The organism is Paenibacillus sp. G34, assembly GCF_056856875.1.
In genome coordinates this window covers 1880598-1906534 of record NZ_CM166469.1, presented here as the reverse complement: position 1 = coordinate 1906534, position 25937 = coordinate 1880598, and the positions used below count along the sequence as shown (strand labels likewise).

Sequence of the window (25937 nt, the reverse complement as noted above, 5' to 3'; positions counted from 1 at the left end):
TTACCTCCCCAGTGGAATATTATTCTTCGCCGTTTGTTTCAATGCTGCTGTAACAATCAATTGCTGCTCCATGCTATGCACAAGCTGATAACCGCTGGAAGGACTTGCATGTTCCGGACGGCCTTCATATCTCACGGCAGTGCCCTCAGGCGCGATCTCGCGAAGACGAGGCTCCATATACGTCCAAGCACCCATGTTTTTATTCTCTTCCTGCACCCATACCAGCTCTTTTAATTGGCTGAAACGTGCGAGTACACGTTTGATCTCTTCCGCTGGGAACGGATAGAGTTGCTCGACACGAATGATATGAAGCCAGGACAAATCGCCTTTATGCTTATCAATCGCATCTTCCAAATCAATGGCCACTTTACCACTGCACAAAATAATACGTTCTACGCGATCCGGTTTGGTACCAAGACCTGGTTGCTCCAGCACAAGTTCAAACTTGCCTTCGCTGAATTCGGCGGCTGGTGATGCAACACGCGGATTCCGGATCAAACTCTTAGGAGACATCATCACAAGTGGTCGTGCATCCTCAGTCTCTGTTAAGGAAGCTTGACGACGCAGCAAGTGGAAGTACTGTGACGCACTTGACAGATTAACTACCGTCATATTGTCTTCTGCACACAGTTGCAGGAAACGTTCCAAGCGTGCGCTTGTATGTTCCGGCCCTTGACCTTCGTTCGCGTGTGGAAGCAACATAACCAGACTCGATTTTTGTGACCATTTTGCACGTCCCGCAGACACGAACTGGTCAAAGATAACCTGTGCACAGTTGGCGAAATCACCAAATTGCGCTTCCCAGATCACAAGTGTGTCTGGTGAGTACACGTTGTATCCATATTCAAATCCAACGACAGATTCTTCCGACAGCGGGCTGTTATAGATGGCAAACGATGCTTTTGCCTGTGGCAAATGATGCAACGGACAGAATTTATCACCGTTCGTAGCATCATGCAACACCAGGTTACGGTGAGCGAAGGTTGCGCGCTCCGCATCTTGACCACTGATACGGATCGGTTTACCATCTGCCAAAATCGTTGCAAATGCCAGTGTTTCTGCAAGACTCCAGTCTACTTTTTCCCCTTCATTCAGAGCTGTACTCCGGCGTTGCAAAATGCGTTGCAATTTTGGATATACATTGAAGGTCTCCGGCCATTTCAGAAGATCCGCATTAATGCTCCGCAGTTTCTCCAGAGGCACTGCTGTTGGCGTGATTGTAACCGCCTCGGACTCACTGATGTTGCGCTGGTAGTATTCATGCACTTCATTTTTCTTCATCTGATCATAAGCTTCTTTTAAGCGCTCTGCTACACTATCACGAACACTCGCAATAAAAGCATCATCGATGACAGATTCGTTCTTAAGCATATCCTGATACAGATGGCTAACTGTCGGGTGATTCTTCACCTTGTCATACACGAGCGGTTGCGTTGTCTCCGGATCATCTGTCTCGTTATGACCATAACGACGGTACCCGATCAGATCAATCAGGAAGTCCTTTTTGAATCGGTTCCGGTACTCTGCAGCCATACGAATCGCGGCAATACACGCCTCAGGGTTGTCTGCGTTAACATGCACGATCGGTATTTCATAACCTTTAGCAAGGTCACTTGCATAATAAGTTGAACGTGAGTCGCTGCTGTCCGTAGTAAAACCAAGACGGTTGTTCACAATGATATGAATTGTTCCGCCATTTTGGTAACCCGGCAATGCTTTGAAGTTCAGCGTTTCAGCCACAATGCCTTCACCTGGGAAAGCCGCATCCCCGTGCATCAGAATTGTCGCTGCCTTCGTTACATCCTGCTTCGGATAACCTGGTTCACGGCGGTCATCCTGAGCTGCGCGTGCGAAACCTTGCACAACCGGATTGACATATTCCAGATGGCTCGGGTTGTTCGCAAGTGTCAGGCGAGCCTGCACAGTTTCCCCGTCTTTGACAAAACGGTTCGCGCCCATATGATATTTGACATCCCCCGTCCATCCATAGTTGATTCCTGTTGAACCTTCCGAAGGAACCAAGTCTTTGTTCGGGGCATGATGGAATTCAGAGAAAATTTTGCTGTACGGTTTGCCCAGTACGTGAGCAAGAACGTTCAAACGTCCACGGTGAGCCATACCCATCAGAATGTGACTCGAGCCTGCTTCTGTCATAAGACGGACTGCTTCATCCAGCATGGGTACAAGCACATCATTACCCTCGATGGAGAAACGCTTTTGTCCAACAAACGTTTTGTGCAGGAAATCTTCAAATTGTTCAGCTTCTACCAAACGTTCCAGCAAAGCTGTACGTTCACTCTGCGTAAGCGGAGCTGGAGATGTGCGGGATTCTGCACGACGATTCAACCATTCGCGCTCCTGCACTTCATGGACGTGACTAAATTCGTACGCAATTGGTCCAGTATAGATTTGACGAAGACGTTGGATAGCATCCCAGCCAGTCGTTGTCTGGCCGTCTGCACCTTCCCAGATCAGGGAAGCAGGCAGTGCTTTCAAATCTTCTTCATTTAATTGAAAGTGTTTGGGTTCCAGCAATGATGTATCTGTTGCTTCACTGATTCCAAGTGGATCAATATCCGCAGCCAAATGGCCGTACGTACGAATGTTCCATACGAGTTTGCCAGCTGTAACCGCTTTCTGTAATAGTTGAATATCTACACTTCCGGAAGCAGATTGGCCATTCCCGGAATTCGAAAGAGTCTCTGCACCCTTGCCAGACATCGGCGGGGCACCCCATTGCTCAAACAATTCACGATAAGCCGGTGTCACTGCACCCGGATCTTGGGTGAATAATTCATATTGTTCTTGCACGTATCCCATATTGGGACCATAGTAACTCTCCCAGGGTTTCATGTTGCCTTTCTCGATCGTCATCGACGTTCCCTCCGTCTTGATTTTGTCATAGGGTTTGACGGAAATCATTGAATAAGCCGTAATTCGCGTTCGTTCAACATTTTAAGCGAAATTTTTCATGAAGTCCAATCATCATGCTGTTCGTGGTAATAACGTTGTTCCGACGCTCCCGTCAAAGGTTTGTCTGCGTTTTCAAAATCAAAGTAATACAATGATTAGTTCTACCATCGCACAGATGTCGAATAATGTCCTGATCCGTTCGAAGGTTATACGTCCTTCCCCGTTTTTAGAGAAGTTCGTGTTCTAACTTCTATTCTATAAACTTTTACGCTCAGGAGCATTTCCTATTTTTAGCTCGATTGATGCATAAATTAGATGAATCGAATAATCGGTGCAATTCTGGGCAAGCCACAAACACCGGATTCCGTCAAATCCAGATCTGATTTCCGTATAAACCTCCTTAATAAGAATTGTGGTCCATTCTGTCCAAAAACAAACCGTCCATTTAAACATTAACCAATTCCCATGTCATTCAACAAGAAATTGGTTTTTCCGAAGTGAATCTGACCATCTACATATACAATGAAGCCGTATACAAATAGAATAAAGCCGCTCGAACGGAACTCCTCGCGGCCTTTTGACTGTCTGTCCTATCTTTATACCTGCGAAAGATTCATCATATATTTTGCAAAAGGAGTCAATTGCAGATCTTTCACTTGCTCTAACGTAAACCACGCTGCTCCCAGCGGGTTGCTCTGCCCGATAACAACATCGTATAGAATACCGATATGATGTACTTCCTCGGGTTCACCCTGATACTCCCACTCCACAACACGGATTGTGAAGAGCGAATGGAGAATTGCTGAGGAATGATCCCTGTTTCCTCTTCGAATTCTCGTATCAGTGCATTTTCCGGCGTTTCCCCGAATTCCATTCTTCCACCGGGCAGATCCCATTTTCCGTAATATGGGCCACGAGCCTTCTGGATCAATAGATAGGATTGTTCCCATACAGCTAGCCCATATACACCCACATGCGTATGCGTGTTCACTTGGGTACCCTTCCCTTCCTTCGATACGTTCAGCTTATTCACTTCTGCTCTACTTCTGCTCGTCATCTGCTAAGGCATTCAGGTCAATGGCCAGACGAATCATATCCACGCAATGGATGCCGTTTTCGATGATCTCTTCCTTATAGTGTCTTACAAAGTAATCCCGTTCCACGCCCGTAATTCGAAACCCGCAACGCTGGTACAATTTCAACTGATGAAAACTGGAATTGCCCGTTCCAATCTCCAATATACGACAACCAAGCCTTTTCGCCGCTTCCATCGCTTCCTTAATCATGTGTTTGCCAACACCTTGTCCCTGTAATTCCTCCTGCACAGCAATGTTCACAATCTCCGCTGTCTCCGGACGAGTTTTGAGCAAAACAAACTCTCCTACCATCTCTCCCTCATACTCGGCGATAAAACAAACTCCTCTGCTGAGGTATTCGTCCACAATCGTTTTAGAAGGATCTGCCATCAGCAAAAGTTCATACGGTTTTTCTTCATCCCAGTCCAATATTCGGAACGACAAGTTCATGCCAATCCCCACCTTTTCACATGCAAATTATTCTTTCCGTCCTTTTTGCAGAAGCCCTATGTATGGCAAATCTACAAATTACTTAGTTTTACTCATTCTGAAAGTGCCCAGTTCTCTGCTGTGCCTGTTATTCTTGATGTTTCTGCTGTTCTGCAATCTATGTTAGTCGTTCTGTTTGTTGCCTGTGTGTCCTGATTGATTGGAATAATGGCGAATAGCCATGCCTGTCGACCTCTGCATTCCTTGTTTTTCATAGTATGTTTGGATTTCTGGATCACACAATAGATCAATCATGTATAATCCCTCCAGACGCTGAAACATGCGCTTGACAAGTGTAGTGCCAATTCCTTGCCCCTTATACTTCGGCAACACTTCCAGCAAAGGAATGTATGCACTAAGTACGCCATCCGAGATGGCTTGGATGAAACCTACCACATTGCCTGTCTGCTCATCGACAGCCAGTTCAATCGCATACGACTGCTCTAACAATCTGAGAAACGTTGAAGTTGATGGCGGGTTCGGCCAACCGTCAAAGAACCCTCCACTTAATTGGTCACAGTTAATACCCGCCAGCGTATCCCGAAATACAATTCCCATCACCTGCACCTCCAAAACAAAGTAAACTTCATTATATCATAATATCTGGAACTAAATATATAGATATGGATACGATGTGATTGTTCCTATTCACTCAGGCTCAAATGCTCATGAATCAATTTCCATGCTCCCTCATTATCTTTTACAAATACGTTTGTAGCTCTCCCTTGTCCTGAAACATGATTCCCACGAACGTATCCTTCCCAGTGATAAGAATAAGTGCATACCGCCTGGCGCTCCTCTACTGCTATCCAATGCACATCCTCTGCACGATACACTTCTTCTTCCACCGTATTCCAGGCATTTTGGAAGTAGGCCTGAATTTCATCCAAAGATGTACAAGAACTATCTGTAAACCAATAGAGTGCATTTGGCGCTAACAGCTTGCTTACTTCGTCAAACCGATGTGTATTCGTGGCGTCAATATACGCATTCAATGCCTGCTCATATCCCATAATGCTTATGCACACTCCTTCTACCATCTGGTTTCAAAACTGGCGGGCCTCATATGATCACAGGTTGATCCGTGTATGTTTTGAAGGTCTCTTGCAAGGTTTGTCCGCTCGACTTCTCCCAAACGACGCTTCGTTCAAACGTACCTGAGTTAAAAAAACGCGGGAACCGCTCTGCAAACCAGTCCTGCATTGGCAAATCCAGTGCTTGCTTCACGGGCACCCATATTAACTCACCCTCTGGCGGATCGGTAAGAAGCTCTCCTTCATATGAAGTGACCAAGTAGTTAAATACCATGTATCTTAACCCCTGCTTTCGATCACAGAACTCATCCAGTCCTTTGTAGGTAATCTCCTTCGCAACAAGTCCTGTCTCTTCAAATACTTCACGTATAGCTCCATCCACAATACTTTCAGGAAACTCTACTTTCCCTCCAGGTGCAATGTATCCGGGGAATCCTTTATGATTCGGTCGATTCATTAATAAGACCTGATCGCTAACCGGATTCCACACCATACTCATCGTATAAATCTCAACCTTATAATTCATGTTCAGCCTCCCAAGATGCACTGTTCTCTCGTTTCACTAAGATTTCTGGAGATCATCCGTTTATTCCTGCTAGATTTTTTTTCACATCAAAAACGGACGCCTGCAACACCAGATGCCCGTTTGAATGATTATGTTATATGTCATTTTTACCTGAATAATCTTGGGTGCGCTTAACTATAACTCAGGATAACCCTGTTATCCATATACTGCGTTCCTTCCAATTAGCTCGGCGATATGCCTGTAACATGCCAAACTTGCGGATGCTGGCCTTGGGCACTACTTTATAAGACATCGTGACTTCGAATTCCTCATCAAATGGAAAAAAGGATAAAGCTACCTTCTCGCTTGTTGCCCACTCCACTTGAATTTTTGCACTTGGACAGGTGTCAAAGCCACAGCCGAGCCCTTCTGCAAAAAAATCATAACGCGCCGTAGGTGTACCTGGCTCCTCCATGCATAGAAAGAGACTGAGTTGATCACAGAACAGCATGATCTCTACATCGTTCTTCAGCCGCTGTTCCAGCCCTGCAGCATCGCCGCCCAGTTCTTGCTTCCAGTGCTCCTGCTGTTTCTGCTCTTCAAGCAGATATTGCCGGATGTCATCATCATCCTCCGGACTTGCTCCAAGCGTTTTCTGAAACAGTTCTGTATACATCAGACTGCACAACAAACCTGCATATGGATTCAGTTGTCTAACTTCTTCAATCCCCTTGCGGTAGAACACAAAACGCGGACGCAACGGGAAATCACGAAAAGAATACGGAATCTGACTATAATCGTTCCATAACGGTGCCGCATCCAGTTCAATCCATCCCCGGTCATGCTCCTTTGCCGCAAGGACCAACTCCTCTCGATGTGTTCCTTGGGGGAGCCACTCCGCCCTCCAATGCGCAGCCATGTCTCCAGCGACTATTCCATGCTCATGTTGTGCGGTCAAAACAAAATCATGCTCTCTCTCATATACGATCATTTGCTGTCACCCTTCCGCATGGTATACGTTGACTTTAACATAAATTGGGTTACACTTTCTTATAAGCCATTCTTCGTACCACGTTTAGCTGCTTTACACCTGTATACATAACGCTCTCTCTGAAACAAAGCATGTAAAGGTGTTGTCAGTTCGCTGAAATTTGGTACACTATTGATTGTGTCTTCGATTACATTACATACAGAAAGCGGGATCTCATGAATTTATACTCACCTTACATCGAGTTTAACCGCAAAGAATGGGCTGGACTCAAAGAACATCAGATCACTCTTCCGCTGACGGAAGCTGAACTGGAACAGCTAAAGGGCTTGAACGAAGAAGTATCCATTCAGGAAGTTGAGGATGTTTATCTGCCCCTTACCCACTTCATTGACTTATATGCCAGAGCTTCACGGGAGCTTGACCAACTAACGGCCTCTTTTATGAAAAAGCAAGCACTTCACACCCCCTATATTATCGGGATCGGGGGCAGTGTTGCCGTGGGAAAAAGTACAGCAGCCCGTCTTCTTCAGGCTTTACTCGCCCGTGGCAAGAACAAACCCAAGGTCGATCTGGTCACCACGGATGGCTTTTTATATCCAAATGCGGTGCTACAAGAGAAAGGCATCATGAACCGCAAAGGTTTTCCCGAAAGCTATGATATCAAATCACTCATTAAATTCATGGGCGATGTGAAATCAGGCAAGCCTGAAGTTAAAGCACCTGTTTATTCACATTTGGCTTACGATGTAATTAAAGGTGAAGAGAAAATGATCTGCCAGCCGGACATCCTGATTATTGAAGGCATCAACGTGTTGCAAGTAAAACGGGAGACCCCTTTACTGGTTAGTGATTTCTTTGATTTTTCCATCTACATTGATGCAGAGGAACAGCACATCCGGCACTGGTACATCGAACGTTTCAAGTTGCTTCGTCAGACTGCTTTTCAGAACAAGGATTCCTTCTTTCATCAGCGATTCGCCAATATTAACGAAGAAGAAACCATTGAAACGGCCAACCAGATCTGGCAAGACATTAACGCGAAAAATCTGCATGAAAACATTTTGCCAACCAAAGGACGTGCCCGCTTGATTTTGAAAAAAGAAGCCGATCACTCCATTCAGCAGATTCAATTACGCAAGTTATAAATGAAATACCCTAGCAGCCTCGATCGCCAAGCGAAGGACATACTGCTTATTACCCGTTAAATAAACGGTTACTACCCTATAAAGGAGAGAAAACGACATGCAAACGCTGGTGGTTCTCGGCAGTATTATGATGTTTCTGGCCGTTGCGCTGGGTGCCTTCGGGGCTCATGCGCTCAAACGCAAGTTATCCGCTGACATGATCAAAATTTATGAAACAGGTGTTCAGTATCATATCGCTCACGGACTCGGCATCATCCTGCTTGGATTGTTCGCAGATCGGCTGACTTCCTCATCCCTTGTCATGACCGCAGGCTGGCTCTTGTTTGCCGGAATTATTCTGTTCTCCGGAAGCCTCTATACACTGAGTGTTACAGGTGTCCGCAAGTGGGGAGCCGTGACACCCATAGGTGGTGTAGCCTTCCTCGCCGGCTGGGTTACCCTGTTATTCGCAGCATTGTAAGAAGACATTCATGTTCATCGACCCTACAGAGCGTTCCAGCTGAACGATTGTGATGCTGGAGCGCTCTTTTTTTCATTCATTCCAGCCAAAGTCTGGATATAGCGACCCTATGTCCATCCTCTCGGCAACTTCCCTCTTCTGACGAGTCTTGTGCCTGTCTCAAAATATATACATCCGGATTGGAAAGCTTGGCCCACTCGGAATAACCAAAAGAAGAATCGTAATGACGAATGATTAACGATAACAAATTGCCGTGTGTGACTATCGCTCCATGGCGTTCTGGTCTGCTCCAGCATTCCTCCAGCAATGCCAAACCTCTGGCAGCCGCGGTTCGAGACGATTCTCCGCCCTCTGCGGCCCAATCTTCATCCTCATATGTACGTTTCAGCACATCCATCCAGTTCGGCAGATTCTGTGTACTTAGCACTCTTTCCTGCAAGCGCTCATCCGTGTGAATGTGCTGCTGTATTGCCGCGCCTAAAGGTACGGCCGTTTGCACTGCCCTTTTCCATGGACTGGATACGATATAGGAAATCCCGTGACCGGACAGCATATCCGCCAATTCTCCAGCCTGTTTGTATCCCTCATCCGTCAGACTTGCGTATGGCTCCTGTCCTTCGGCTTTTGCGTGACGAATCAGAATAATGGACTCCATTGCCTACACCTCCGGTGGTCTAGTCTACAGTTTGTTCTCATTAAGATACTGAAGTGCAATACGCATTTTGTCCTGATCTTCCATTCGGCCTGCTGAACTGAAAAAAGATACATTTCTTGCCCGCTCCAGCCCAGCGCTTTCAACTTGCTCCTGTACATCAAGTCCAAGTCGCTGTTTCAAATGATTAATCGTACCCATGCTACCGTCAACAATCTGTATATGATCTGGCATTACTTGGCGCAGGATGGATGTGTAGAACGGGTAATGCGTGCAGCCCATGACCACTGTCCCATATTGTTCCAGATCCAGGTCGGCGAGCTTCGAGCGGAAGTATGCTTTTATTTTGACCGGATCAAACTCCAGTTGCTCACACCATTCCACCAGTTCAGGGAGCGCGAAGGAATCAACCCGGTGCTCATCATCCACGCGTGATACCAATTCGTTATACTTCGTTTGGCTCAAAGTCAAAGCCGTAGCAAACACCAGCACCCGCTTGCCGTTGTCCCGATTCATCTCGACGGCTGGTTTCACGGCCGGTTCCATACCGATGATCGGAATGTTATACATGGAACGCAGATCATTAACAGCCAAACTGGTTGCGGTATTACAGGCGATTACAATCGCGTCTGCTCCTTCTCGAACAATAGCATCCACGCAGGCAAAAATATAACGACGAACTTCATCTGCAGACTTCGTTCCATAAGGAACGTGTAATGTATCTGCGTAATACATATAGGATTCTTCCGGAAACTGCTGCAAAGCGGTATGCAGTACCGTTAATCCACCGATGCCTGAATCAAAAAAAGCAATTTTTTTGGTCAAAGATGTCACCTCTATAACGTATTCTTTCGGTTCCGTGAACCGCTCATTACTACTCATGATGACTGGAGGTGAAGCTTACAATCACAATAGGGCTATAAGAATAGTCCAGCGAATAATCTATTCTGTGCTCCGGATAACCTAATCTGTATTCGTCTTGTATTGTCTCAACCAATCTTTACCACTGTTCCAGTTATGCACCGGATTGTTATGGCCCATCATATCAGCACTGGCCTGAGCCATAATCCACTCCTTCAGACCATTGTCCGGGCTGGATTCAAGCTGATCCAGCAAAAGATTCAGGCCCTCTGAGCCCGTTTGAAGGATAGCTTCATATACGGCCTGATTGCCTGCAATATAATCATTCGGATTGCTGCTGGCAGCCAGAACCGGTTCTCTCACTAATGTATCCAAGCTTTGTTCGATGGTTTTCGCTACGGATTGATCATCTGTTGTAACAGCACAAGCTGATAAGGCTAACACAGTGCATATGGACAGCAAGCTCGTCATGATCCATTTACGTTTCATCGCAGCACCTCATTAAGAAAGTTTATCTTCGAATAAAAACTCGCCTGCTATCGTCCAGTATCGTTCATTTTCAGGAACCTGCTCTAAAAAATCCATATAACTTCCTGTCCAGCCATCCGGCATGTAATGCTCGAAGGAAGCAGGCTCCGGAAACATGGAGAAGAATAGCCGCCTGTCAAAATCCACAAGAAAGGACGGCACATACTTAAGCCATTCATCGCCCTCGTGATGGATCTCCCGAAATTGCTGAAGCGCACTCCTCAGTTCAGGTACGCTTACCTGTTCTTCCTGAATCGACTGTAGGAAAAAAGCCGCGGTCTCCTCATTCAACACATGGATACCAAACCGTTCTTCCATTTCTACGTTTAAAAACCAATATTCCCGTTCGGTGACATACCAGCGCCACACGCCCTGAAACCACACGCCAACAACTGTATTTTCAGCATAAACAGGCTCTGTTTTCATCCTTACATCTCCTGGCGCAGTTTTTGCTCCTTTACCGGACCTAGAGCAAGCTCCCATCGTTCTTCCGTAAGTTCCTGACCAGACAAAATCTGCTTTCGGATTTCTTTCACTTGAAAACCATATGCTTCATATAACCTGCGAGCACCAAATAAAGACTGATTAGTCCATAATGAAATGGAACGATATCCTTGTTGCTCTGCATACGGAATAACGTGCTCAATGAGCTTCCTTCCCCACCCTGCACCCCTAGCCTCAGGTTCAAGTAGAAACCATCGTAGCTGAGCCACCTTATCATTCACACGTGTCAGCCCAATCGAGCCATGAGGCCTCTGATTCAGCTCCACAATCCACATCATTTCTCTTGTGAAATCTCCCGTATAAGCGAAAGTTTGCAACGCATCGATAATAAATGCCGCAAAGCTGTCATCATAATTATACTCTTCCCGATAAATACGGATATGCGCTTCTATGACATATGGCAAGTCTTTTTGTATGAATGTACGAATCATATTGCTTATTCTCCTATTCCATCCAGCGATGAAGCAGTTTCTCCCCTTCACTTCTTCGTCCAGCAGCTTGTTGCTCTAGAAATTCGGGGACTTCACGCAGTTCGGCCGGACGATATCCTGCCCCACATCCACAGTTATGATAAGTTACACCATGACGATAGAGCATCATCACTTTGATCCACTGTTTGATGTCCTTTTGCTTAGGAGCTTGAAAATCATGCCCCATGCTTACCATTACCTCTGCACATTGCGGGCACTTATGTTCAAGAGTTGCCGCGGTCTCCGGGCTCAAATCATAAGGTGATACTTGTTTAAACGACTTGCGACAGTGAAAACAAGCATAGATCTCTTTATAAGGTCCAGACATTGCATATCGGCACATCGTCATCACCTCCTCATTATTTTCCATTATACGGGATTTTGTGCACGGTTACGAATATTCTATTGCATCATTACGCATTCGCTTCTCACCAGGCTGAACCAAACTCAGCGACAGATGTGCACCTCCGGGAACGATCCAATCCTCCGCCAAACAGTGCAAAAGCCATAGCCATTGGACACTCCTCTTGCCTTTTAAGTAGGATTCAATCTGGTTTCCCGTTATAAAAATACGTCATATGCGCCTCATCATACCCTTGTCCGCCCACTTCCAGGGCATTGCGTTCGATCCCGTAGGCTTCAAACCCATGTCCTTCATATAGCCGTCTCGCAGAAGCATTGGTAGTCACTACACTTAGGTTAATCTGCTTGAGATTCTCCAGATGTTTGCCCCGTTCCAGAATTTCGGATAACAATCGGGATGCCAGCCCGTTCCCTCGATGAGCAGGTGAGACATAGACACCCCAGATGAATCCCTTATGCCTGAGCTTCAGACCAAATTCCCTTTTAAACCCCATCATACCCGCAAGTTTGCCGTCAAAGGTGTACGCACCCAAAATGTAATCATCGGGCTCGTTATGTATGCGATCTTGCACTTCACTCATGGATAACTGACTGGACAACTCGTATGAAGCCCCGAAAGCTTCGGGGTGTGTCTGTAGCGCTTCAAGCCGCAAAGGCCAATACAGGTCAGATTCGTCCCGCTCGATATTACGAAGAATATACGAGTCTCTTACAGCATCTGTTCTCATCCTTCATCTCCTCCCAGTATTTTCAGTTCTGATTTTCGTTACCACGCCCATGACGATCCCTTTCCATCGCTTCCTGTACCCGGTCACGCACCGGAAGTTTGCTGTTGATATGTAGCAGCAAACCTACAATGATAATCAGCAGTGCAATAACAATGACTTCAAACATGAAACAGCCCTCCCTATAAAAAGGTTATGACTTCGCCTCGCGTATAAACACACCATTACGCACTCTTAACCTATTGAAGCCCACGGGCAATTAGCCACTCCAGCCATTTCCATGGCAGCAGTGCCTTTCCGATGATGAGTAACCGTGAGCCTTTGCCTAGTGCATATCGTAGCCGCGGTGCACGCATTCGTGCAATCCGTCCGATCAGATCAGCGACCTCTTGCGGATCAGGTGCAGTCTCGCTGGCCTGTTTGGAATACCGCAGAACTGCATCCAACTTATGTTTATAAGGGGAATTCTCCTTCTGGTGGATCTCTCCCAACCCTTTGTTCCAGATGGGTGTACGATATGCCCCGGGTTCAACCAGCACTACGCGGATACCGAATGAGGACATTTCATGGCGCAGACTTTCGCTGAAGCCTTCCACGGCAAACTTGGAAGCGGCGTATGGCGCATATCCCGGAAAACCGGATAAACCACTCACGCTCGAAAGATTAACAATCAGCCCGCGCTTCTGTTCACGCATGACAGGCAGAACGGCGCGTGTAACTGCAATAAGTCCAAACAGATTCGTTTCTATCTGCCGCCGCCAATCCTCCATCGACACCTCCTCAATAAATCCGCCTACAGCAAAACCCGCATTATTCACCAGCATGTCAATGCGCCCATACTGCTGAAGCACCGTATCCACAGCGGTCTGCACTGATTCCGAATCTGTTACATCAAGCTGTGCATAGTAGAGTCGATCAGTCACTCCTGCCTCCTCGGCACGGTTCGAAAGTTCTCCCTTACGGCTCAGATCACGCATCGTGGCAATAACACGATAACCTTGCTTGGCAAGTGTGATGGCAGTCAGCATACCGAAGCCACTGGATGTTCCTGTGATTAATGCTACAGGATGTTTAGCCCCGAGACTGCCTAATCTTGATTCTTTGGTATCTGATATTTGTGATAATTCGGTTTGGTTGCTCCTCCCTGTCGTACTTCTGCCATCCGCAGGGTTTGGCGAATCCTCTCCTATTTTGTACGCCCACACAGTCACTTCATCACCTCCGTTAAAGTGTCAAAGAATAGTTCCATCTATATTGCTCATTGGTCAAGCAAGCTTCATTAATCCATACGTCTCTCCACCCGCCGCAGCTTCGTTATCCCCGGTTCAAACGTATACGGCACAAAATGCACCTCTGGAAGCACACATTGCAGCCGCTCTGCTAATTTCCCCAGTTCATGCAACACAGCTGCCTGTACCTGCTCCTGACCCGCTTCTTCGCTGATCCGCATGGATACGTCCAATACTCCACTGGCACTTTGCACCACGCGATAATGCTCAATGGCTGGCGAGGCCGCAATGACCGCACGACTGATGAAATCCGGAAAAACAGAAACAGCCTTACCCACATGTTGATGTAAAAAATAAAGCGTATCATCACAGCGGCCCTCAATCCGCTCAATGGCAGTAAACAATGAACCACAGGCGCACGGCTCTGCCGCCTCGGTTAAGATATCGTTCAGCCGATACCGGATAATCGGCTGTGACGTTCTCGAAAAATCCGTGATCACAGGCACGAACCGCCGGGTGGCCGGATCAAGGTATTCTTTTTCAATATACACAATATCTTCATTCAGATGTATCGTTCCATGCTTGCAGGTCGCCCCCAAGAAACCTTCTGTACACTGGTACACCTGATGAACGTTCTGCCCGAAAACACGCTCCAGCACCTTACGATCCAGCGGATCAAGCACCTCGGCTACAGAAATAATTTTGTCGGGCACATGGGTTAAACGTCCCTGCAGATAAGCATCAGCCAGCATACGAAGCATGGATGGCGGAGCTACCCATACCGTGGGTTGGTATTCTTCCATGCGCTCAACGAGCACATCCACACGCTCCAGCAGGTCAAAATACTGAAATTGCAGTTTGCCACGCTTCACCGATTCATACAAATTGCTGTTCGCGCGCAAGAAAAAAGCGATCTTTGCAGGTGTCCATAGCCCGCCTGGTAACAACTTGGCAAGTACCGTTCCCGTCCATGCGTCCTGCTCTTGATCACTGACTAGAAATATGCCCCGGTTACCGGATGTGCCAGAAGAGAGTCCCACCGTTACCCCCTTGATGGAAGAATGCTTGAAGTCACGAGTATCTTCACTCTCACCCGCCAGGATCAACGCCTCTTTCTTCGAAATCCCAACGATGTTCAGGGTATCAAAATGCTGCATCATTATGGATTTGTCAATCTGCGGAAACTGTCTCCACTCGGATGCGTCCAGACCCTCCCACCACTGTTGATAAAATGGAGACTGCGCGCGAATCCGCTCGACATGCCGCTTGATTCGGCGTTCCTGCCAGCGTTCAAGCTGTGCCCGTGTACGCCATCTGCGCAGACCACGCGCCAGTGCATAATGAGTTACAATTCGAATGGGATTACTCATCGCCCCGTTCCTCCTGTGCCCCATTCGCTCAGCACCTCTTGGCAGTGGCTGGGCACAATGCGAATCGCAGGAAACTGCTGATGCAGCTGTATCAACTTGTCAAAGTTCTGTCTGTACTGCTGCCGATCTGACATAATGATGCCCGCAAGTGCATGAGGTCTGCGTTTTTCACGAAAAGCCCGACTCGACCATACCGCATCCGCACATAAAAAATATTCATGCTGTTCTGTCCGCAGCAACAATCCCATCATGCCTTCCGCATGACCCGAGACATCTACACCGAGCAGGTTGCCATCTCCAAAAATATCGTACACCTCGTCCCACGGGAAACGATCCGGAGCTGCTATACCCCTACGATCCGTCATTTCCGCCCATCGCTTGGGATGATCGTGCACGGGCATTGATCGCTGGATAAAATCATCCGGGAGCAGTCCAGCCAGAAATCCAGCCTTCACCGCCGCAATCGAGCCAAGAGAGCGAACTGCATCATATGCTCTTGGCAAATAAATGAACCGGGCCTCCGGGAAGTCCCTCACACCTGCGATATGATCCCCGTGAAAATGCGAAAGAATGACATAACGGATATCTGTTGCCTTAAGCCCGATCCGCTCCAGAAAATGAACAGCACTGTCTTCTTCCCGATATACTACGGGGGTGATATGACGATACAAGGCATTGGGCAGGCGAGCAGTCTCTTCAAAAAAACGAGCACTATATCCCGTGTCCAGCAAAATCGGGCCATGTTCCGGATGAAGGATACAGGCAAAACCTGCCGGAAAAGGAACCGCTCGCAAACTCCCTCCTCGCAGTGTTAGAAACTCAGGATGGGTACAATAACCCGCTGCGCCCAAATACAGTTTAACCGGCTTCGTTGTTAACATGATTCCGTCCTCCACCAATCTGCAAATTGCTGCAAACCCTCTTCAATAGACACTCGCGGCGTATATCCCAACTGCGCTTCTGCATCCACTATGCTTAATGTCTGCGGCACACCCAACGACCCGACCGTGTATCTGGTGAGAGCTGGCTCACCCAGAACAGGAATGAATCGATGAACACTTTCCAGCACACTGGCCACTCCATAAGCCATCGTATAAGGAATATTACGACGCTGCAGCGGCATGTCTAACATGTCAAAAAGAGTCTCGACCAGTTCTGCAAACGCCCTTGGATCTGCATTCGAAATATTATAGGCTCTCCCAAGCGAATCAGCAGAAGCTTCACTGCAAAGCATCAGGGCATCCACCACATTATCCACGCACGTCAGGTCAATCAACGCCTGTCCGCCATCGATCATCGGTACACCCTGTCTGGCATTCGCTGCAACGATACGCGGGAAAAGCGTCTGGTCATATGGGCCAAAAATAGCACGCGGACGAATCATGATGGACGGTAGTCCGTTACGATGTGCCTCCATCACGATATCTTCAGCGAGACGTTTGGTAGCCGCATAATGATTGGCAGGTTTGGCTGGTATCGGGTCATGTTCACGAACCTCATAACGGGGAATGTAATTAAAATATATACTTGGCGTGGAGACATGGACAAACCGCTGTACCTGACTGCGCACAGAGCTTTCAACCAGATTCTGAGTTCCCTGCACATTACTACTGTAAAAATCCCGATATTTCCCCCATGGTGACGATAATGCCGCACAGTGGAACACCACATCCTGACTCGCACATGCTGCATTCACAGCTTGTTGATCCCGGATATCTCCTTTCAAGAATCGAACTCCAGCCGTTTCCAAGGTGACGCCGATCTCTTGTTGTCGCCCCATACCGGTAACATCCCATCCTTCGGATGCAAGCCTTATCGCCAGATGTCTACCCAAACACCCCGTAGCCCCGGTCACTAATGCTCTCCTCATCGTTGTTCACCATTCCATTCTATGTCGTGAGTCAATGCTTCCGTCAGCGAAATCTGCTGTGAACGTGCAAGACGCCAAGCAGCCAGTACTACCGCAAATTGTTCGAAGAACGGCCGCCAATCCTGCCGTATATACACGACATCCCTCGCATCGCGCCAAGCCGCCCTCCATGCTCCCAAGCTACCTTTACGACGCCGGATCTGCCTGAGGCCGCTACCCAGCATTGGAAGGGCAAGCATGGCTTTATCACTACCTGACTGCGGGGTAACTTCTGTTCTCTGGTTTAATACCACCTCAGGTTCAAGCAATGCACGCACCAAGCCATCACCAGGATGAAACAGATGAATGCCACTGGTTGCCCTTGGGTTACATTCAATGGCGAACACCTGACCAGACACGTCTTCGATAAAATCAAAACCAATCTGCCCGCTAAAACCTACCGCCTGTACAAATTGCTGTACCCACGCTCGCACACCCTCATGCTGAACCTGTTCGAAAAAAACACTCGCGCCTATATTGCCCGTGCGATATCGGCTGTCGTAGGTGGCATGGGCAATCAACTGGCCTTCATGCACTACACTGTAGGTGCAAAGCCCTCGTCCTTGGATGTAGCGCTGTGCCACCCAAGGGAAGACAGGGGATAACATCTCTTCCCCCGGCGGATCGTGACGCACTCCAGCTATCGGCATACGCACTTTGGCAGCAAAACGAGAATAGACCGGCTTCCAGACCCATTCCCCTGACTCGTTCAGGACATGCTGAGTTTGCAGCCACTCCTGAGGACTTTGAATGAGATGTGTGTCGGGAACCGGCAGTCCCATAGAATTGGCAAGCTGAATAAAATCGTATTTATGATGAAGGGCATGTAACTGCTGCAAAGGAGAGGTGAGAACACGACAATGTTGCCGTAAGCGATCCATTCCTTGAGCTACATAAAATACTTCCTCACACATCGGAATCAACAGATCAATCTGCCATGTTCTGATCCATTGTTCCAATGCTGACAGGTAATCCTCCGTATGATGATGCGGCGGTGGAACAAGCGCACACTGCTCCACCGCGCAGGACGTTCTGCACAGATGTCGCTCCGCACTCTCTGCAATATATACAAGATGGCCTGACCGGTGCAGCATGCGGGCCAAGTCCAGCGTCACCGGAGCCCGGCCTCCGGTAAGGAGGACCTTGTATGAACGACCAGCTTGTGCTTGAAGCCCGCGTTGTCCGAATCTAGTAATCAAGGATGAGTCCTCCCAAGGATAAACCCGCCGCCGTTCCAATCATCAATACACGGTCACCACGCTGTATTCGTTGCTGACGAATAGCTTCATGCAGTCCCATTGGAATGGAAGCCGCAATGGTATTGCCATGACCTCGTGTAATATCCATGAAGCGTTCTTCCGGAATACCCAGCTTCTTGCGAATCAAACGCATAGCCATTGCACTTCCCTGATGAGGAATGACAAGCCCGAAATCCTGCATCTCGTTCCCGGAAGCTTGCAGCATCTCATTCATAAAACCAGGTAGCAGCTTGGACGCCATACGGAAAATGGCTTGTCCATCCATATGAAAGAGAAATGGATCTGGCTGAGCCACATTATATTGGGCTGCATGCTGCCTTGTGCCTCCGCCTGCAATCTCTGAAAACCGTGCTCCGCGGCTATAAGTACGCAGAGATGCGTGTACGATCTGTGAGCCTGACTCTTCAGATGTACGCTCAATGATGACTGCCGCCGCTCCGTCCCCAAACAAGGCTGCACTTTCAGGGTCTTTCCAGTTCAATCCGGCTGAGGCAATCTCGGTGGCTACAAGTAATACACGCTGGTAACGTCCAGCATCCACCATATAAGAAATGACATCAAGACCGTTCAGAAAACTCAGACAGGTCGCATCCATATCAAAAGCAGGCACACCCGAATCTTCCTCTCCCATAGCCTGTTGAATAAAGACAGCTGTACTTGGCAGCGGCTGTTCTTTCGTACCGCTTGTGCACACCAGACAATCGATCTCTCCAAAGGAAAGACCTGCATCAACTAGTGCCGCTTCAGCAGCCCTTGCCCCCATGTAGGAAGAAGTCTCCTCGTCCGAGGCGTAATAACGAAAACCTACCCCTGTGGCTTTGCTGACCCAGCCTTCCGGAACATTTAAACGCTCATCCAATTCCTCATCCGTCACCTTGATCTGGGGCAGATATTTCCCTGTACCTGCGATTCTTACTCTTCTAAGTTGCATATGCCCAACCTCTTCTCTTTCGTAGGTCTTATGTAAATTTTGTGCTAGTAATCATTAAACGCATATGCCTCCAACTGAATAATGGGCAATGGACAGAAGGGCAGATTGCTCTGCCCTCCCCATCACGATATGAATGATCTTCTGCACAGTGTATACACGATGTAAGAATACGTGTCTATCGGGCTTCTGCTTTTCTACTGCGCGCGAGTTACTTTGTTCGCTTGAGGAGATCCGTGAGCGCCGCATCCAGCGAAGCATACGTAAACGTGAAGCCTGCCTTTTCCATACGATCGGGAATTACCCAGCGGCTCTTAAGTACCAGTTCCGTTTCCGTACGGATGAATATGGCTCCAAGCTCAAGCATCCAGCGTGGAGACGGAAGTCCAATACTTGCCCCCATCTGTTTCCGCAGACTCGCCATCAGTTCCCGATTGGTCACCGGATGCGGAGACGAAGCATTAAAGACACCTTCCAGCTCTGGATGCTCTTGTGCAAACCTCACCATGCGGAACAGATCCTCAATATGAATCCAGCTAAACTGCTGGGTTCCTGCTCCCTGCGCTCCTCCCAGGCCAAATCGGACCAGATTCGTCAACGGTTCCATCACCCCGCCTTCACCAAGTACAATCGCAATGCGCAGCGCAATCTGTCGCGTAGAGGGCAGCTTGAAATCGAAAAATGCCTGCTCCCATGCTTTGGCTACCTCCACGGAAAAACCTGAACCGATCTCGCCGTCTTTTTCCGTCATAGGGCGATCTTCCGCATGTCTGTAAATGGTTGCTGTACTGGAGTTAATCCACAATTCAGGAGGCTGTGTACATGCCAGTATCGCTTCTCCAAGAATACGTGTGGTTTCTGTTCTGGAGTCGAAAATGATTCTGCGATTTTCTTCCGTGTAGCGACAATTCACAGATTTGCCAGCCAAGTTGATCAACATCTCTGCGCCTTCAAGCGCTTCAATGATGGCTGCTCGATCTTCCCAGGCGATGTGCCCGGATTGACGTGAGATCACGAGCACATCGTATCCCAGCTTTTTAAATCGGGGTGCAAAATCCCGGCCAACAAATCCCGTTCCACCAGCAAGTACAACCTTTTTCACGGTATCCCCTCGTTTCCCCAGATGGTCAAATGACATATATGCAGTTCATCCATATCAGATTAAACAGCACCAGAGGCCTTTTCGTTTGATATAACTCGCATTTTGTGTGGAGCGGAAAGCTACATTTAGACTCTTCCCTGCACACCAATCGCTGTATATAATCGATTTCTTTCTTCGTTTGCCCAGACATTCGTAGCATCCTGTTCAAGTCGATATTGTAGTTCATCATGAAAATCATGAATCATATAGCCTTCAGGTAAGTCACCCAATATAGTCGCAAAATCATACACAGGTAGAGCTCGCCGCCCTTCGCCAATCTGCTTAAGCCATTTCATCCAATCACGCAGTGTTAGCACACCATCCTGCCACAACTCGGCCTGTAGTCCAAGCACATCTTGCAATTGCTCATAATCCAGTACATCCGTGAAACGGCGACAAGCCTTGACACCCAGTTCGTACAATTCAATCGCCGCACGACGAATATCATCTGTTAGCTCCACTTCAAGTCCCTCAAAATAATCCTGAACCTGAATCTGCTGACCATCATCATATAGTAAGGGCGCATGGGCAAGCATTCGTATAATATCTTGCAGTTCGATCGTTGAAATGTTCTTTTGCTCCTCCAGAGCAGCTAATTGAAATGCTGTAATGATCATTCACTCCTGACTCGTTTCGTTCATCTCATTCATCTTTTGTTGACCTATAGTATAACACGCTTTTCTCCAATACTATCTGCGATGCACAAGAAGAATCAAGAGGTTTTCATACACATGCTTGACTATTACTACACGTTGTAGTAATTTAAATGTACTACGTAGTGTAGTAATTCATTTTCGTTATGGACGCATAACGTTGTAAAGGAGTGCTTTTGTGGTGCACCAAATTCAAAAATGGTCCGAAACCGAGCTGGAACTGATGGAGGTGATCTGGTCTTGTACTCCTCCGGTCACTTCTTCCGAACTGTTAGACATGTTTAAGTTAAAGGGAAAAGAATGGAAGGCACAGACTATCTCAACTTTTCTATCCAGACTTGTTGATAAAGGAGCGCTCACCGTAACCAGACAGGGTCGAACAAACTATTACGAACCTCTTCTGCTTCCCGAAGACTACAAACTCCAGAAAACAAAAACCGTACTCGATGGACTCTACCAAGGCTCTGTTAAAAATCTGGTTTCAGCCATGTACGACGGGGATAAACTTTCAGAGGATGACATTGCAGAATTAAAAAAATGGCTGTCGGAAAAGTAGGTGCCGATCATGAATATCTTTCTGGAACTGCTCGTAGCCTTGTCCATGGGCGGAAGCATGGCTACAGCCTGCATCCTTGCACTGCGCCTTCTGAATGTTAACCTTTTCCCGGCTCACTGGCGTTACGGTTTGAGTAAAATGGCTGTCGTTTTTTATGTGATTCCCCTGTCGTTCGGGATTTCCTGGTTTGCAAGCTTATTTCTACACACATCGAACACAACCGTTAAACCTTCCGACAGCGTGCGAAACATATTTGGGGGAATTCCTGCACCAGAAGAGTGGACTATATCTTCTACTGTGGCTTATGTTCTGCTCGGTGTTTGGGGAGTGGGCGTTCTCGTTTATTCAACGTGGCAGATCTACTGTTATCGCAAATTCACCAATGAATTAAAACGTACCCGAACGGATGTGCAGGAGAACAGCGAGGTAGCCCTTTTGCTGCCTGTTATCAAGAAAAAGCTTGGTATTCGGCGGCATGTTCGACTGGCCTATAGTCCGATTCTCCGTAGTCCTGTACTGGTCGGTTTGACTAAACCCACGATTTATTTACCTCTATCCGGTACAATCCACCTGGATATGAGACTGGTTTATCACCATGAATTAACTCATCTTAAACATAAGGATCTATGGGTCAAGGCCATCACTTTATTCGTCAGTGCCCTGCACTGGTTCAATCCACTCGTTCACCTTCTTCGGCAGGAGATTCATACGTGGAGTGAGTTTTCTTGTGATGAAAAGGTCGTGCAGAAGATGTCCCTTGAAGATCGCAAACGCTATGGAGAAAATATTTTAAGCGTGATGGCGGGCGCAAGAAACGTACCTGTACAATTTTGCTCCTCCCTTTCCGGGGAAGGAAAACAACTCAAAAGGAGATTAACAATGATGTTTGATGTAAAAAAAATGAATAAAAAGCATCGGATGATCACGATCGGAGCTTTATGTCTGATTGCCGTAGCTAGTACGTCCACAGCCGTATGGGCATCCAACCACACACCCAAAGTAGAATCAAAAGCAACTGAAGCTGTGCCTGCACCTGATACTTCCAGAAAAACTTCATCCCAAGCTGCTGAGGTGAGTGTTACTGTGCCTAAGGATGAGATCGCTGAAGCTTCTCCTTCAGCCAGCTCTTCCAGAGATACTTCCGTACGCCCTTCTGAGATCAGGGCTACTACCCCTAGGAATGAGATCGCTGAAGCTTCTCCTTCAGCCAGCTCTTCCAGAGATACTTCCGTACGTCCTTCTGAGATCAGGGCTACTACCTCTAGGGATGAGATCGCTGAAGTTGCCCCTTCCGTCAGATCTTCCAGAGATACTTCGGTACGCCCTTCTGAGATCAGAGCTACTACCCCTAGGGATGAGGTCACTGAAGTTGCCCCTTCCGTCAGATCTTCCAGATCTGATACAACCCCAGTTACTGAAATTAGAGCAGCTAGTGATCCTGCTGAAAAATAGGATGTGACGCGAACATCCTGTAAGCATACGTTACCCATTAAAACGAGAAACAGGACGAAGCATCTTCATTCCGCTTCGCCCTGTTTCTCGTTTTATTATAGAAATGCCTTGACTGCGCCAAAGTATTCACGAATCATATTGATCGGTTTCAAATACCCGGGTGAAGGAGCGGAAATACCATATTCTGCGGCATAGCCGTTTTTGGCTGCGATATATTTTGATCTGAACATATGGTAGTCGCTCGTGACAATCATAATTTTGGGATGATCCAGCCCGGAGGCAAGGATGATATTTTTAGAAAAAGCTAGATTCTCCTGCGTGCTTGTCGAGCGATCCTCCATAATAATTTGATCGGGCGCAATGCCCTGATCGACCAGGTAATTTTTCATCGCAAGCGCTTCGGGAATGGATTCACCTGGCCCCTGCCCCCCGGAAACGATGACTGGTGTCTCTGGGTAACTACGAATGTATTCCAGACTGGCATCCAGCCTTTGTTTCAAGGTCAGTGACAATTCAGTTCCCTTGATACCCGACCCGAGAATGATGACATAATCCGCTCGCTCTGTATCCTTTGAACCAAGCTGGGTAAAAACAAGGGCTTCAATAATAACAAAAGAAACCGCACCAATCCCGAAAATAACCAACAGTACATGTTTAAACCAGATGTGTTTCTCATAATCAATTCGTCTTAATATGATAAAGGTCGCCGTGAGGAGAGCAAAAAATTTCACCGCAAAGTTCCAGCCCCAGAAGATCAAAAAGAACACCAGACAACCGAGAAGAATTAAATCAAGAATATATCCTTTCTCCCGCAAAAATTTCTGTATCAGTACAGCCACACTCCTTTCGGTAATTAAGACCTCATATTTTTTATCTCAAGCTCTTATAATCGTTAGCTTCGGCCAGTGCTCTTGCCAATTCTTTTTGCACACACGTTCGTTGTAGTAGGCCGTATCCTTAAAGGCCGGGCTTTTGCGTACAACTAACGAATACAGATCCTCCAGCCCATAAGGGGCACATATCCTCATTTGATTGCCCTCATGTACTTGTACACCTATGGCTGTTACTTGCTCAGGCCAAAAGCGCAGTGCATCTTCAGTAGAGTGATACGGCATGTCTCCGTTGCGCAGGTGCATCCTGGCCTGATTTTTAACCGACCACTTCGTGTTACTTGTTGCAGTACGTAGCTCCTGCTCAAGTTCGTAATCCCGTTCCTCTCGGAGATCGGCAGAATCGAAATAGACAACATCAATGTCGCTATGTAATTCACGTCTGGCAAATCCATGAAGATCATCCCATATGTAATTACGAATATAACCCGCACCTATATAACAATCGGGTAGCTCTAGCGAACGCACAAGCCGCAAATCCTGCATGATCTGCTTATGTTGTCGCAACGTTCGGACAAACCGTTCTTCGTATTGCACAACAACCCCTCCTTAAAATAGACGGCAACGGATATCTTCAATCCTGTTCATTAGTCAGTTCATATGGTTTGTGACAACTATCTTTCAATATAACATGTTTTTAACCCTGGAATAAAATAAACAACTCCCCTCAAGCTGTCATTTTCAGCACATCCGAAACGAATGCACGCCTGAAAATCACGGTTCCTGAGCGGAGTTGTGATGTCATATTGATCGATGATCATTGGTGAAGATAACTAAAGCTTACGATCCAGATATTCAATACTTACTATCGAGGCTATTTAATACTTTCTATCAAGCTATTTAATCGGTATCCAGATTTGAGGCGCATGTTTCATGCCGCGGTAGACTTCCAGTTCAGGCAGCCAGGCATGTTCGTATGCATTTGAAGGGAACCATTCACCTACAATACGTTTCCACAGGTTTTGCATTCCCTGAGGCATCGGTTCCTCCACCTCGAAAACCACCCATTTGCTCGCGGGGAACGATAACGTAGATAATCCTTCCGGTTGCTCCCCTTCATACGTTGTTGCAATCCAGTACTCCATCTGTTTGTCCTTCATCTCGGCTTGATCCACACACACACCTAACAAACCTGGGATTACCCCATCATTTAACGCCAATATCCGATCCTCTGCACCACTGCTGTATGCTTCCTCCCACATATTACCGATTCCCTGTAAATGCTGCCCATCCACATACGAAAACCGTTGTCTAATGCCTGCAATGGAAAATGCCTCTTGTTCAACAATATGATGCTTCATTGGCTCTGCTCCTTGTAAACGGATTTGAATAACGAGTCGATTATATGACTGGACTGAAGCACCAGACTTGCGAGTCTCCCTTGGCGTTATACCATGTTGTCTGCGAAAAGCTTTGGTGAACGATTCAGGCGTATCATAGCCATACTTGAAGGCCAAATCCATAATTTTATGGTCGGATTGCAGCAGTTCATGCGCAGCCAATGTTAATCTTCTGCGTCTGATGTACTCTGCCACGGTAACATCGGTCATTAAATGAAAGATACGTTGAAAATGAAACGCAGACATGTGCGCTTGTGCTGCAATCTGTTCCACCGTCATAGGCTCCAGTAAATGCTCTTCCATGTATTGAATAGACTTTTGTATGGCTTCCACCCATTTCATGTGGTTCATCACTCCTTGCTCCTATAATACAAGAAGATGCACACGGAGGCCTGTCATTTTGTGCTTTTCTCTGTCCGGTACGCAGCATAAGCATGAGGTATACGATGTTCATTTCACGTCCCTACAGGACTAAACATCGCTCTGTCTCTTAT

At 47.2% G+C, this 25937-nt stretch carries 30 protein-coding genes; 4 read left to right on the top strand and 26 right to left on the bottom strand.

Annotated elements, in window-relative coordinates; translation table 11 throughout:
- The 7 genes from AC1VYS_RS08775 to AC1VYS_RS08745 all read right to left on the bottom strand — a co-directional run bounded on the left by AC1VYS_RS08775 (position 1) and on the right by AC1VYS_RS08745 (position 7008).
- Positions 1-2874 (bottom strand): 2-oxoglutarate dehydrogenase E1 component, encoded by a 2874-nt coding sequence (locus tag AC1VYS_RS08775; protein WP_482913921.1) that lies wholly within the window; start codon positions 2872-2874, stop codon positions 1-3.
- Between the two features lie 700 nt (positions 2875-3574).
- On the bottom strand, positions 3575-3946 hold the full coding sequence (locus tag AC1VYS_RS08770; protein WP_482934504.1) for an NUDIX domain-containing protein: 372 nt from the start codon (positions 3944-3946) through the stop codon (positions 3575-3577).
- Positions 3947-3953: 7 nt separating this feature from the next.
- Positions 3954-4439 carry a GNAT family N-acetyltransferase gene (locus AC1VYS_RS08765; protein ID WP_482913919.1) on the bottom strand — a complete coding sequence of 162 codons (486 nt, stop codon included), beginning with the start codon at positions 4437-4439 and terminating at the stop codon, positions 3954-3956.
- 162 nt (positions 4440-4601) lie between these two features.
- Complete coding sequence (locus AC1VYS_RS08760; protein ID WP_482913918.1) at positions 4602-5036, bottom strand: GNAT family N-acetyltransferase; 435 nt, start codon at positions 5034-5036, stop codon at positions 4602-4604.
- 86 nt (positions 5037-5122) lie between these two features.
- Complete coding sequence (locus AC1VYS_RS08755) at positions 5123-5491, bottom strand: YybH family protein (RefSeq protein ID WP_482913917.1); 369 nt, start codon at positions 5489-5491, stop codon at positions 5123-5125.
- Between the two features lie 49 nt (positions 5492-5540).
- On the bottom strand, positions 5541-6038 hold the full coding sequence (locus tag AC1VYS_RS08750) for an NUDIX domain-containing protein (RefSeq protein WP_482913916.1): 498 nt from the start codon (positions 6036-6038) through the stop codon (positions 5541-5543).
- A gap of 181 nt (positions 6039-6219) precedes the next feature.
- Positions 6220-7008, bottom strand: a complete 789-nt coding sequence (locus tag AC1VYS_RS08745; RefSeq protein ID WP_482913915.1) for a DUF3891 family protein — start codon at positions 7006-7008, stop codon at positions 6220-6222.
- Between the two features lie 215 nt (positions 7009-7223).
- On the opposite strand from AC1VYS_RS08745, the gene coaA reads away from it, so the two are divergent.
- Together coaA and AC1VYS_RS08735 are read left to right on the top strand one after the other, a co-directional pair.
- Complete coding sequence (gene coaA / locus AC1VYS_RS08740) at positions 7224-8153, top strand: type I pantothenate kinase (RefSeq protein WP_482913914.1); 930 nt, start codon at positions 7224-7226, stop codon at positions 8151-8153.
- A gap of 97 nt (positions 8154-8250) precedes the next feature.
- Positions 8251-8613 (top strand): DUF423 domain-containing protein, encoded by a 363-nt coding sequence (locus tag AC1VYS_RS08735; RefSeq protein ID WP_482913913.1) that lies wholly within the window; start codon positions 8251-8253, stop codon positions 8611-8613.
- A gap of 76 nt (positions 8614-8689) precedes the next feature.
- Here the strand turns inward: AC1VYS_RS08735 and AC1VYS_RS08730 are convergent, their stop codons facing one another.
- From AC1VYS_RS08730 to AC1VYS_RS08655, 16 genes are all read right to left on the bottom strand, one after another.
- Positions 8690-9268 (bottom strand): histidine phosphatase family protein, encoded by a 579-nt coding sequence (locus AC1VYS_RS08730; protein ID WP_482913912.1) that lies wholly within the window; start codon positions 9266-9268, stop codon positions 8690-8692.
- 24 nt (positions 9269-9292) lie between these two features.
- On the bottom strand, positions 9293-10090 hold the full coding sequence (gene murI, locus AC1VYS_RS08725) for a glutamate racemase (protein ID WP_482934503.1): 798 nt from the start codon (positions 10088-10090) through the stop codon (positions 9293-9295).
- 138 nt (positions 10091-10228) lie between these two features.
- The gene (locus AC1VYS_RS08720; protein ID WP_482913910.1) at positions 10229-10615 is read right to left on the bottom strand and encodes a hypothetical protein; all 387 of its coding nucleotides are present in this window, start codon (positions 10613-10615) and stop codon (positions 10229-10231) included.
- A 12-nt stretch (positions 10616-10627) separates the two neighbouring features.
- Complete coding sequence (locus AC1VYS_RS08715) at positions 10628-11080, bottom strand: hypothetical protein (RefSeq protein WP_482913909.1); 453 nt, start codon at positions 11078-11080, stop codon at positions 10628-10630.
- A 2-nt stretch (positions 11081-11082) separates the two neighbouring features.
- Positions 11083-11589: a GNAT family N-acetyltransferase gene (locus AC1VYS_RS08710; protein ID WP_482913908.1), complete on the bottom strand. Its 507-nt coding sequence runs from the start codon at positions 11587-11589 to the stop codon at positions 11083-11085.
- 13 nt (positions 11590-11602) lie between these two features.
- Complete coding sequence (locus AC1VYS_RS08705) at positions 11603-11971, bottom strand: hypothetical protein (protein ID WP_482913907.1); 369 nt, start codon at positions 11969-11971, stop codon at positions 11603-11605.
- 202 nt (positions 11972-12173) lie between these two features.
- The gene (locus AC1VYS_RS08700) at positions 12174-12719 is read right to left on the bottom strand and encodes a GNAT family N-acetyltransferase (protein ID WP_482913906.1); all 546 of its coding nucleotides are present in this window, start codon (positions 12717-12719) and stop codon (positions 12174-12176) included.
- A 22-nt stretch (positions 12720-12741) separates the two neighbouring features.
- Positions 12742-12885: a hypothetical protein gene (locus tag AC1VYS_RS08695; protein WP_482913905.1), complete on the bottom strand. Its 144-nt coding sequence runs from the start codon at positions 12883-12885 to the stop codon at positions 12742-12744.
- 70 nt (positions 12886-12955) lie between these two features.
- Complete coding sequence (locus tag AC1VYS_RS08690) at positions 12956-13831, bottom strand: SDR family oxidoreductase (RefSeq protein WP_482914946.1); 876 nt, start codon at positions 13829-13831, stop codon at positions 12956-12958.
- 164 nt (positions 13832-13995) lie between these two features.
- Positions 13996-15315, bottom strand: a complete 1320-nt coding sequence (locus AC1VYS_RS08685) for a F390 synthetase-related protein (RefSeq protein ID WP_482913904.1) — start codon at positions 15313-15315, stop codon at positions 13996-13998.
- Complete coding sequence (locus tag AC1VYS_RS08680) at positions 15312-16196, bottom strand: MBL fold metallo-hydrolase (RefSeq protein ID WP_482913903.1); 885 nt, start codon at positions 16194-16196, stop codon at positions 15312-15314. The genes AC1VYS_RS08685 and AC1VYS_RS08680 overlap by 4 nt, the downstream gene beginning before the upstream one ends.
- A complete protein-coding gene (locus tag AC1VYS_RS08675; protein ID WP_482913902.1) occupies positions 16190-17185 on the bottom strand; it encodes an NAD-dependent epimerase/dehydratase family protein in 996 nt (331 codons plus the stop codon). Before AC1VYS_RS08675 ends, AC1VYS_RS08680 begins: the two co-directional genes overlap by 7 nt.
- A complete protein-coding gene (locus AC1VYS_RS08670; RefSeq protein WP_482913901.1) occupies positions 17182-18423 on the bottom strand; it encodes an ATP-grasp domain-containing protein in 1242 nt (413 codons plus the stop codon). The genes AC1VYS_RS08675 and AC1VYS_RS08670 overlap by 4 nt, the downstream gene beginning before the upstream one ends.
- A complete protein-coding gene (locus tag AC1VYS_RS08665) occupies positions 18413-19414 on the bottom strand; it encodes a beta-ketoacyl-ACP synthase III (protein ID WP_482913900.1) in 1002 nt (333 codons plus the stop codon). The genes AC1VYS_RS08670 and AC1VYS_RS08665 overlap by 11 nt, the downstream gene beginning before the upstream one ends.
- 208 nt (positions 19415-19622) lie before the next feature.
- Entirely contained in the window at positions 19623-20549 is a 927-nt protein-coding gene (locus tag AC1VYS_RS08660) for a TIGR01777 family oxidoreductase (protein ID WP_482913899.1), read from the bottom strand.
- 89 nt (positions 20550-20638) lie between these two features.
- Positions 20639-21169 carry a hypothetical protein gene (locus AC1VYS_RS08655; RefSeq protein WP_482913898.1) on the bottom strand — a complete coding sequence of 177 codons (531 nt, stop codon included), beginning with the start codon at positions 21167-21169 and terminating at the stop codon, positions 20639-20641.
- Between the two features lie 217 nt (positions 21170-21386).
- On the opposite strand from AC1VYS_RS08655, the gene AC1VYS_RS08650 reads away from it, so the two are divergent.
- Together AC1VYS_RS08650 and AC1VYS_RS08645 are read left to right on the top strand one after the other, a co-directional pair.
- A complete protein-coding gene (locus AC1VYS_RS08650; RefSeq protein ID WP_441928011.1) occupies positions 21387-21761 on the top strand; it encodes a BlaI/MecI/CopY family transcriptional regulator in 375 nt (124 codons plus the stop codon).
- A gap of 9 nt (positions 21762-21770) precedes the next feature.
- A complete protein-coding gene (locus AC1VYS_RS08645; protein ID WP_482913897.1) occupies positions 21771-23213 on the top strand; it encodes a M56 family metallopeptidase in 1443 nt (480 codons plus the stop codon).
- Positions 23214-23308: 95 nt separating this feature from the next.
- On the opposite strand, the gene AC1VYS_RS08640 is transcribed toward AC1VYS_RS08645, so the two are convergent.
- The 3 genes from AC1VYS_RS08640 to AC1VYS_RS08630 all read right to left on the bottom strand — a co-directional run bounded on the left by AC1VYS_RS08640 (position 23309) and on the right by AC1VYS_RS08630 (position 25794).
- Positions 23309-24052 carry a YdcF family protein gene (locus AC1VYS_RS08640; RefSeq protein ID WP_482913896.1) on the bottom strand — a complete coding sequence of 248 codons (744 nt, stop codon included), beginning with the start codon at positions 24050-24052 and terminating at the stop codon, positions 23309-23311.
- A 36-nt stretch (positions 24053-24088) separates the two neighbouring features.
- Positions 24089-24640 (bottom strand): nucleotidyltransferase family protein, encoded by a 552-nt coding sequence (locus AC1VYS_RS08635; RefSeq protein WP_482913895.1) that lies wholly within the window; start codon positions 24638-24640, stop codon positions 24089-24091.
- A 299-nt stretch (positions 24641-24939) separates the two neighbouring features.
- The gene (locus AC1VYS_RS08630; RefSeq protein ID WP_482934502.1) at positions 24940-25794 is read right to left on the bottom strand and encodes a GyrI-like domain-containing protein; all 855 of its coding nucleotides are present in this window, start codon (positions 25792-25794) and stop codon (positions 24940-24942) included.
- Positions 25795-25937: the final 143 nt, after the last annotated feature.